This is a genomic window from Nocardia cerradoensis NBRC 101014, assembly GCF_000308535.1.
Lineage (GTDB): Bacteria > Actinomycetota > Actinomycetes > Mycobacteriales > Mycobacteriaceae > Nocardia > Nocardia cerradoensis.
Window position 1 is genome coordinate 1 of the sequence record NZ_BAFW01000157.1, and the last position, 9,468, is coordinate 9,468.

General features: G+C 68.2%; 9 protein-coding genes. 1 reads left to right on the forward strand and 8 read right to left on the reverse strand.

The window, feature by feature from the left end:
* From ON23_RS16595 to ON23_RS35990, 7 genes are all read right to left on the reverse strand, one after another.
* Positions 1–1,193: hypothetical protein (locus tag ON23_RS16595; protein ID WP_039779271.1), on the reverse strand; the 1,193-nt coding region annotated here is incomplete at its 3' end.
* An 80-nt stretch (positions 1,194–1,273) separates the two neighbouring features.
* Positions 1,274–2,107, reverse strand: coding sequence for a DUF8175 domain-containg protein (locus tag ON23_RS16600; RefSeq protein ID WP_039779263.1), 834 nt, complete (start codon positions 2,105–2,107; stop codon positions 1,274–1,276).
* A 99-nt stretch (positions 2,108–2,206) separates the two neighbouring features.
* A complete protein-coding gene (locus tag ON23_RS16605) occupies positions 2,207–2,470 on the reverse strand; it encodes a hypothetical protein (RefSeq protein WP_306304678.1) in 264 nt (87 codons plus the stop codon).
* Positions 2,467–2,763 (reverse strand): hypothetical protein, encoded by a 297-nt coding sequence (locus ON23_RS16610; protein WP_030513931.1) that lies wholly within the window; start codon positions 2,761–2,763, stop codon positions 2,467–2,469. The genes ON23_RS16605 and ON23_RS16610 overlap by 4 nt, the downstream gene beginning before the upstream one ends.
* Before the next feature lie 106 nt (positions 2,764–2,869).
* The gene (locus ON23_RS16615; RefSeq protein WP_039779264.1) at positions 2,870–3,514 is read right to left on the reverse strand and encodes a P-loop NTPase family protein; all 645 of its coding nucleotides are present in this window, start codon (positions 3,512–3,514) and stop codon (positions 2,870–2,872) included.
* Positions 3,511–4,383 (reverse strand): hypothetical protein, encoded by an 873-nt coding sequence (locus tag ON23_RS16620; protein ID WP_039779265.1) that lies wholly within the window; start codon positions 4,381–4,383, stop codon positions 3,511–3,513. The genes ON23_RS16615 and ON23_RS16620 overlap by 4 nt, the downstream gene beginning before the upstream one ends.
* A gap of 13 nt (positions 4,384–4,396) precedes the next feature.
* The gene (locus tag ON23_RS35990) at positions 4,397–5,554 is read right to left on the reverse strand and encodes a DUF8176 domain-containing protein (protein WP_051042773.1); all 1,158 of its coding nucleotides are present in this window, start codon (positions 5,552–5,554) and stop codon (positions 4,397–4,399) included.
* A gap of 917 nt (positions 5,555–6,471) precedes the next feature.
* On the opposite strand from ON23_RS35990, the gene ON23_RS16635 reads away from it, so the two are divergent.
* Entirely contained in the window at positions 6,472–7,350 is an 879-nt protein-coding gene (locus ON23_RS16635; protein ID WP_039779268.1) for a DMT family transporter, read from the forward strand.
* Here the strand turns inward: ON23_RS16635 and ON23_RS16640 are convergent.
* The coding region (locus ON23_RS16640; RefSeq protein ID WP_039779270.1) for a RelA/SpoT family protein at positions 7,326–9,468 on the reverse strand (2,143 nt) is incomplete at its 5' end. The genes ON23_RS16635 and ON23_RS16640 overlap by 25 nt on opposite strands.

A 9,468-nucleotide genomic window follows, 5' to 3' on the forward strand; every position in this document is an offset into this window, starting at 1 on the left:
CGCTGGCCGCCGTTGCGGCCCACATATCCGGGCGCTCCCGCCGCGGCCTGCGTACGCACGCCGACCGCCTTGGTACCCACCGCGCCCAGTGCGGCGGCGCCGAGCAGCACCGCTCCGGTGGCGCCCAGGCCGGATCCACCGCTGCCGGCGATCGCCACGGCCGGGGTGACCAGCCGCATCAGCGCGGGCAGGACGAAGGCGACACTGCACAGCAGCACGATCGCGACCAGCATCCGCTGGGCCTGATCGGCGTCGGGCAGACCCGAGGTGGGGGTCGTCGAGTTGGTGTCGCCGGCGGTGACGAAGGCGATCATATAGACGATCGCGGCCACCGGTTTCCACAGCATGAACGCGATGATCCAGCCGATCAGCTTCGGATAGGCCTGCCGGCCGGTACTGGTGCCCGACGCCGCCGCGGCCAGCGGCAGCACGCCCGCGGCCACCACCAGCATGCCCTGGCGCACGATCGCGAGCACGATCTGCGCCAGCGCGCCGAGCAGGCCGACGATCGCGATGATCAGCACCAGACCGGGCGAAAACGCTTGCAGCTTGGACGTTTTGACCATCAACTCGGCGAGGCTGCGGGCATTGCCGTTGGTGGCGTCCTCGATCACCCACTGCGAGAAGCGATCCGAGGCCTGCGTACCCGCGACCACCACGGCGCCCAGCATCCACGAACTGAAGATCACCCGGGCGAACATCCGGAACGATTCCGCGGCCTCGCTCAGCGCCGCCCCGCGTCTGGCTTCGGCGAGTCTGGCGCCGGACAGGATCACCGACACGATCAGCAGCAGGATCTGCGCTTGATAGGTGTAGTCGTTGATCTTCTGGAACAGCGCTCCGCCGTCGCTGATGCGATCGTTGGGCACCTTCATCCAGAAGGTCAGCGCCAGGATCAGCGCCTCGCCCAGACCGTTCATCAACGAGTCGACCACCTTGCCGAAGGTGGAATCCCACGCCTTGTCCTTCACCGCGTTCGCGGCGTCACCGGGATGGGTGGCGGCATTGCCGGCCTTGCACGCCGCGGAGGCGGCGTCGCCGAGCGATACACCGGGCAGGCCCAGACCGTCGAGATCGTCGTGGATCTCGTTACAGGTCTGGTCGAATCCGTACGTCTGCCCGTAGGCCACCGTCGGGGTCGCGATCATGACGGTGAACACGACCGCGAGGATCGTGACGATGCGCCTCACCATGAGATCCACTCCTCGATGCGTCGCAGGGAATCGATCCGGACCATCGGCTGACTCTCGTGCCTTTCTCGAAATCGCTGTGCTCACCATCGGGTCCACCCCTGCAGGGTGTCGACGTATTCGCTCGGCGTGGCTCTGCTGTCGGTGGGTTTGAGTCGCCAATCCCCGTTGTCCCACACCATGACCAGCCGGATCGCCGCCCACACCTGTTTGCCGTCGTTGACCGGCCCGCGGGCGGCGAGCCGCACGATCGCCATATCGTCGGCGTAGTTCTCGATCTGGAAGGCGTCGGGGGCGACCAGGTACTTGGTGATTCGCGCCGGCTGCTGATCGGGCAGTTTGCCGTCACCGCGCGCCTTGTCGTAGGCCGCGACCTGCTGGGCCGAGACCCGCACCTGGCGTACGTACAGATCCCGGTCGCCGGGCCGCGCGTTGAGCCGATAGGTGATCTGCGCCGCCGCCAATGCCGCCCCCTGCGGTGTGTGGGAATAGCCGACGGCCAGTCCCTTGTCGTCGATCCGGGTCGGACCGTCGCTGGTGGAGAACGGCACCGAGGCGCCGTAGACCCGCTGCCAGCCACGTGGTTCGGTGGTGCCGGCGGGTGCCGCGGTCAGCCAGTCCGGATCCGACGAGTCGTGCCGCTGTGCGGGGTTCTGCGGAAGTGGTTGTCCCGCAGGATTGTTGGGTATATCGACGCGGCGACGGAACAGATCCGTATCGGGTTCGGCGAATCCGGTCGCGCCCGAACCCGCGACGGGCGAGGGCGGCGGATCCGTTTTCCGGGCATCGGAAGAGGAGGTGTCACGGCCGAGGTAGACGAAGACGCCGACGATCACGATCAGGGCGATCACGGCCGCGGAGACGATGACACCGAAGGAGATGCCGCTGCGCTCGTCGTAGGTGTCCTTGTTGCTCATACCGTCACCTCCCGTCGCGGGTCGTCGTCGGATGTCGTGTCGTCGAATGTGGTTGTCGCCGTGGTGTCATCGGCGGTCATGCGGAAATCTGTCACCGGCTCACGCAGGTAGCAGGGTCAATGCGATCGCACTTGCCGAACTGGCCACGATGGCACCGATCAGGCTCATCACGATGCCGTGCGAGGCGTCGTTGACGGCCATGTCGTCGCGCATCGCCGACCACAGCCGGCCCGCGGAGATGATCATCCAGGCCAGGCACAGCAACAGCACGCACCACAGCAACCAGTTGATCAGCTGCATGATCGGTTCGATCACGTCCGCGGGCATCTGCTTGTAGGCCAGCACGATCGCGGCGCCCCTCACGATCCGATGACTGCGTTCATGATCGTGCCCGCACTGGTGGCGACGATGCCGCCGATCATGGCGCCCGCCACCATCTTCGGCGATTCCAGCCCGCCGCCGGTCCACTTCTCCCAGGCGAAGCGGCCACCGGCGTAGGTGATGCCCAGGATGCCCGACAGCAGCACGAACCACGTGAAGTAGCGCACCAGTTTCATGAGCTTGTCGGCGGCCGGCGGCGTCTCGGGTGTCGGATTCCCGACCTGAGCGAGAACAACGCCGTACGTCTCGTGTACAGCGGCCAGGATGGTACTCATCGAGCGTCCTTCTCAATAGGTGATCGGAATACAAAGCCGGGTACCGGAGGTACACCGTCGGAAACAGCTGTCGGCGTGGTCGCGGCAGCACAACGCCCGGGCACGATCATCGTCGCTCCTCCTGTTGCGAACCGGCGCCGACCGTCTCCCGCACGAGGTCGACGATGCTCATGCCCAGCGCGTCCACCTCGTGCGGAACTTCTTGCAGCGGATCGAGTTTGCGCTTGCGCTGCTGGGGCGGCGGGTCGCTCGGCGACCACACCGGCAGCTGATCGGGTTCGACCAGCGTCCACTCCTCGATCCAGGGCATCTGCCACACCTGCCCGGCCAATGCGCCGACCACATCGCGGTAGCGCCGGATCTCAGCCGGGATCCGGCCCGGGCGCGCGGCCACGGTCACCAGGCCCAGCACCTCGCTCGGCCCCGCGAGTCCGGCCCGGTGCTGGCGCAGCAGATCATGGGCGCGGGTCAGCCCGGCGATGGTCTCGCGGGCGACCAGCACCACGAAAGGTGATTCGCGTTCGAACACACCGGGCCAGCGCCGGTGCGAATCCGCCGCAGGCGCAAGCACATGCGCGAGGGTACTGGCTCCCGCGCCGCCGTGCACCCCCAGCAACCACACCAGCGGCGCCCGTCCGGCGCCCGGCACCGGGCGGTCCCAGATGGGCGCGCGACGGGACTCCGCCGGTGCGACAACGCCTGCCGCAGGCGGGTTTTCGGATGAGCGAGGTTCCTTCATGGCCGCGGTCATGATGCCATCCCACCCAGCAGCCGCCGGTAGGCCCTCCGGGTTTCGGCGTCGAGTGCGTTGTGGCGCACCAGCTCTCCGCGCGCCAGGTGGGTGTCATAGGGGATCTCGCGGATGTCGCGGACCCAGCCGGTGAGATGTTCGCGCAGGTGATCGGCCACGCGAGAGTCGTTGCCGGGCAACTGATGTGAGATCACGATGGTGGTGTCACCGACGATGCCGCCGCCCTGCCCCTCGGCGTGGCCGCCGAACTCGTCGTCGAGCCATTCCAGCGTGACCCGCAAACGGTTGGCGGCGTCGGCGCGCGCCGGAATCGACAGCACCAGAGCCACTTCCGCGTCCTCGAGCAGCGGCCGCAGCTGACGGGCGGCGATCGGGCTGCCGCCGTCGTACACCGGGGTGAAACCGGCGTCGGCGATGGCCCGGGCCACCGTCAGATAGGTGGCGCGGCGGCGCAGCGGGGAGGCGTCGCGCCACAGCAGGCCGATACCGGAGCTCGCCTGGGACAGACATTCCTTCAGCGGCGCCGGTTCGTCGTCACCGCGGCCGTACAGCCACTGCTGCAGACTGATCGGACTCAGATGTTCGTCGGCGCCGCGCAGGGCCAGATCGCTGCCGGCGACGGTGGCGTCGACGGCCACCGCCGCGGCCTCCGTGCCCAGTTCACCCGCGAGTCCCAGTGCGGTGGTGGTGGTTCCGGCCCCACCGCAGCCGCCGACGACCAGGATCGGGCGCAGCAGGCCGCCCCCCTCGCCGTCGTCACGGCGACCCTTGCGCAACCGGACCACCGGCGCCCGTCCACGCGGTCGCGAGCTCGCCGCGACGTCCGCGTCGGACGTCTCGTCGAGCCATCGGCTCCAGTCCTGTCCCATCTCAGCTCTCCTCTTACCCGGCCGTGATGCCCGTGATCAGGGTGCGGCCGCCGACCACCGCTGTGGTCACCAACTGCTTGTCGTAGGTGGCGGGGGTCGCGCCCGGCCGCCGTTCGGTCACCTCCACCGAATACCTGTTCTCGTCCACAGTGACCACCCGCACGCAATACTCGGTGCCCAGCGGCACCGAGGCGATGCCGCGCTGGATGATCGGCGCCGGCGAGACCGCCGCGTTCGGCGCCACCACCTCGCGCGCGCGCTCGGCCGAGCGTTCGACATAGAAGGCGTGCTGGAACCACATGATCGCGTCCGGCCCGGAATCGGTGCCGCCGACCTCGGCGCCGCGCACCACGCGCGCGGACCGTTCGGTCGGGCAGTGCGCCGCCGAACCCACCCGCGCGCCGGAATCGGCGCCGAAGGCCGAGGTGAGCCGCAGCATCGGTGCCTCGTCGCCCAGGGCCGGCCGTACCGGCAGCGGCGCCACCGACTGTTTTCCGTCGTCACCGGAGCGCAGCAGGTACAGCGCGAAACCGCCTGCGACCGCCAGCAATAACACGGCTACCGCCAGGACGAGCGCAACCCGCAACCGGCTCGGGCGGATGTAGTCGCGCAGGGCCGGAGAGGCCGGGCCCGGAGCGCGACGCACGATCCGGCCCGCGCCGCCGTCGCCGTGCTCGCGCCGGGGCGGCAGAATCCACTCGGGTGTGTCCACGTCGTCGGTGTCCAGGTCGTCGGTGTCCGGGTCGTCGCGCTCGTCGAAATCGTCCACCGGCGAACGCGCCCCGGATCCCTCCGCATCGTCGCCGTCGGCACCGGCCGCCCGCGTCCGGCGGCGGCCACGGGTTCGGCCCTCGCCGGTCTCGGCGTCGCGGGGCAGGCGCAGCACCTCACCCTCGTGGACGGGGTAGTCGTCGTCGGGTCCGGGCGCGTGGCTGCCGACCCAGTCGGTCCAGCCCCCGACGAATTCGCTGCGTCGCGTGGCCGGTTCGTCGGCGAACGGAATGTCGAACGGTTCGGGCTCGGTGTCGCGAATGTAGTGCGGATACCGCGCCGCTCCAGGTTCCGCCTCGTCGTCGACGGCGTCGGATTCCCCCGGCGCGGCCGCGGGCACGGCGTGTTCGGGTTCCAGCGCCGGGAACCACCGTTGGACTTGTTTGTACGGCTTCAACATTCCCTCATCCCCGCGGAGCCGGGCACGTCGTGCAGCATCGTCGGACCCTCTCGGCGATCAGTTCGTGGAGAACGGGTAGTTGTGGTCAGCGGTACCGCCTTGGGACGACGCCAACGGCACACCACCGGGTGCGGCGTCACCGAGGCCCTTCCCGAACGGAAATTGTCCCGTACCCGACGAATTCGGCGAACTCGACGCGCCGTCCGACGCCGCCCAGATTCGGGCGATACCACATCCATGCAGGTCAAGTGGTGTGAACGGGGGTATCTCGAACGCTGGATCGAGGGCCGGTGCGGATGTGGGTGCGCCACATCCTCGGCGAAGGCCCGAGACGACCGGTACGGTCGCCGCCGAGCATGTCAGCACGGTCAGCATGATCTGACCCCCTTTAAACCCGCTGTCTGCAACAGTTCTGAGGGTCGAGTGCCACTGCGACCCGTCCGGCGATCATCATGTGGATTCGAGTTGTCGCCGAACATCGCGCGCACCCCGAAACGCAATAAACCGTAACAGAATCCGGCTCGGAGTGCAGGCCCTCCGTCGGCGGGCGAGCACATCCGCGATCGCGGTCCCCGAACCTTCCTACCTGCGCGAAGGATTCACCGCGGGCTGTCCTTCCGACCGGGATCGGCAGCCCTCGAAACCCTCGGCAACATCGCGGCGAACACGCAATTCGCGCCTGGCCGAGGGCAACTCGCCGCGACTCCGGACACCGTGACGAAATATGTTGCCGAACAATTGCCATTCGCCCGTTCCCGGCATTCCGGCTATTCGGATGGAACCGCCCCGCTCGATGTCTGCGAATTCACCGGTTTCGCGCTTCTCCGGGCCTTTCACCGACCCCGCATCACACCGCCCCGGATCGGCACACCGATCCCGCTGCCGTGGCCGCCGGTCGCGGGCGGCAGACTGATCGGGTGAGCAACTTTCCCGTCGCCGCGGTCGTCTGCGCCTTCATCGGGGCCGTGCTGTTCGCCGTGTCGGCGGTCGCCCAGCAACGCGCGGCGGCCGACGTGCCGGCCGGTGACGCGCTGGTAGCCCAGCTCGTTCGCAATCCGCGCTGGTGGGCCGGCATCATCGGCGATGCCGGCGGCTTCGTGTTCCAGGTCGTGGCGCTGGCGCTGGGATCGGTACTGATCGTGCAGCCGATTCTGGTGACCGCACTGGTCTTCGCATTACCGCTGGCCGCGCACTACAGCCGCCGCCCGGTCACGCCGGTCATGTGGGCGCACGCGGTCGCGCTCTCGGCCGCGCTGGCCTGCTTCCTCGTCGTCGGCGATCCCACCGAGGGCATCTCCGACGCGCCGTGGTCGACCTGGATGTGGCCGCTGATTCTGGTTCTCGGCGTGGTCGCCGCGGCCGTCGTGGTGGCGGTGGTGATCCGGGTGACCGGATTGCAGGCCCTCATGCTGGGGACCGCGGCCGGTCTGCTCTTCGGCGTCTCCGCCGCGCTCACCCAGCACGTCATCCAGCTGTTCGGCCACGGTCTCACCACGGCGCTCACCAACTGGCAGACGTACACCCTGGTCGCCGCCGGCATCGTGGGGCTCTATCTGCAACAGCGCGGCTACCAGGTCGGGGCGCTGTCGGCCTCGCTGCCGGCCTTCACCGTCGCCGAACCGCTCGGCGCCGCGTTCCTCGGCCTCACCGTGCTGGACGAGCGACTGCGGACCGGGACGGCCGGCACGATCGTCGTCATCGCCTCGGTACTGGTGATGTGCGTGGCCGCGGTCCGGCTGTCGCGAGCCCAGGCGGAAATGCCACCGGCGGGTCAGGCCGCCGAGGTCACCCGGTAGACGTCGTAGACGCCCTCCACATTGCGGACCACGTTCAGCAGATGCCCGAGATGCTTCGGATCGCCCATCTCGAAGGTGAACTTGCTGATCGCCACCCGGTCACCGGAGGTCATCACCGACGCGGACAGGATGTTGACCTTCTCGTCGGCCAGCACCTTGGTCACATCCGACAGCAGCCGGGTGCGGTCCAGCGCCTCGATCTGAATCGCCACCAGGAAGACCGACGACGGCGACGGCGCCCACTTGACCTCGATGATCCGTTCCTGTTGCGCGCGTAGCGAATCCGCGTTCGTGCAGTCGGTCCGGTGCACGCTCACCGCGCCGCCGCGAGTCACGAAGCCCATGATCTCGTCGCCCGGCACCGGGGTACAGCATTTGGCCAGCTTCGCGACCGTACCGGGAGCGCCGGGGATTTCGACGCCGGCGTCGCCGATGGTGCGCTGCCGCGCCGGCAGCGTCGACGGCGTACTCCGTTCGGCCAGTTCGTTTTCCACGTCACCGACGCCACCGAGCTGCGCCATCAGCCGTTGCACGACGTGATGCGCCGAGACCTGGTTCTCCCCCACCGCCGCGTACAGCGCGGAGATATCGGCATAGTGCAGTTCGTGCGCCAGCGCGGACATCGCGTCCACGCTCATCAGCCGTTGCAACGGCAGACCGGAACGGCGGACCTCCTTGGAGATCTGCTCCTTACCGGCCTCCAGCGCCTCCTCGCGGCGTTCCTTGGCGAACCACTGCCGGATCTTGGCCTTCGCCCGCGGCGAGACCACGAAGTTCTGCCAGTCCCGGCTCGGGCCGGCGTTCTGCGCCTTCGAGGTGAAGATCTCGACGACCTCACCGTTCTCCAGCTGCCGTTCCAGCGCCACCAACCGGCCGTTGACCCGCGCGCCGATGCAGCGGTGGCCCACCTCGGTGTGGACCGCGTAGGCGAAGTCGACCGGGGTCGATTCCTGCGGCAACGTGATCACATCGCCCTTCGGCGTGAACACGAAGATCTCCGGGGATTTCAGGTCGAACCGCAGCGACTCCAGGAACTCAGCGGGGTCCGCGGCCTCCCGCTGCCAGTCCAGCAGCTGCCGCATCCAGGCCATATCGTCGACCTCGGCGGCATCGCCGGAATGTTTGCCCTTGGTCTCCTTGTAGCGCCAGTGCGCGGCGATGCCGAACTCCGCCGTGCGGTGCATGTCCTGGGTGCGGATCTGCACCTCCAGCGGTTTACCGTCCGGACCCACCACCGTGGTGTGCAGCGACTGGTACACGCCGTAGCGCGGCTGGGCGATGTAGTCCTTGAACCGGCCCGCCATCGGCTGCCACAGCGAATGCACCACACCGACCGCGGCGTAGCAGTCACGCACCTCGTCGCAGAGGATCCGGATGCCGACCAGGTCGTGGATGTCGTCGAAGTCCTTACCCTTGACGATCATCTTCTGATAGATCGACCAGTAATGCTTGGGCCGGCCCTCGACGATCGCGTTGATCCGGCTCGCCGCCAAGGTGTTCACGATCTCGGCCCGCACCCGCGCCAGGTAGGTGTCGCGGGAGGGGGCGCGGTCTGCCACCAGCCGCACGATCTCGTCGTACTTCTTCGGGTGCAGGATCGCGAACGCCAGATCCTCGAGCTCCCACTTGACCGTGGCCATACCGAGCCGATGTGCCAGTGGCGCAATGACTTCCAGCGTCTCGCGCGCCTTCTTCGCCTGCTTCTCCGGCGGCAGGAAGCGCATCGTGCGCATATTGTGCAGCCGGTCCGCGACCTTGATCACCAGCACCCGAGGATCGCGGGCCATCGCGATGATCATCTTGCGGATCGTCTCGGCCTCCGCGGCCGCGCCCAGGTTGACCTTGTCCAGCTTGGTCACGCCGTCGACGAGATGGGCCACCTCGGATCCGAAATCCGCGGTCAGCTCGTCCAGCGAATAGCCGGTGTCCTCGACGGTGTCGTGCAGCAGGGCGGCCACCAGCGTGGTGGTGTCCATCCCCAGTTCGGCGAGGATGTTGGCCACCGCCAGCGGGTGGGTGATGTACGGGTCACCGGACTTGCGGAACTGGTGCGAGTGCTTCTCGTCGGCCACGTCGAAGGCGCGCTGCAGCAACTGCAGATTCGCCTTGGGATACAGC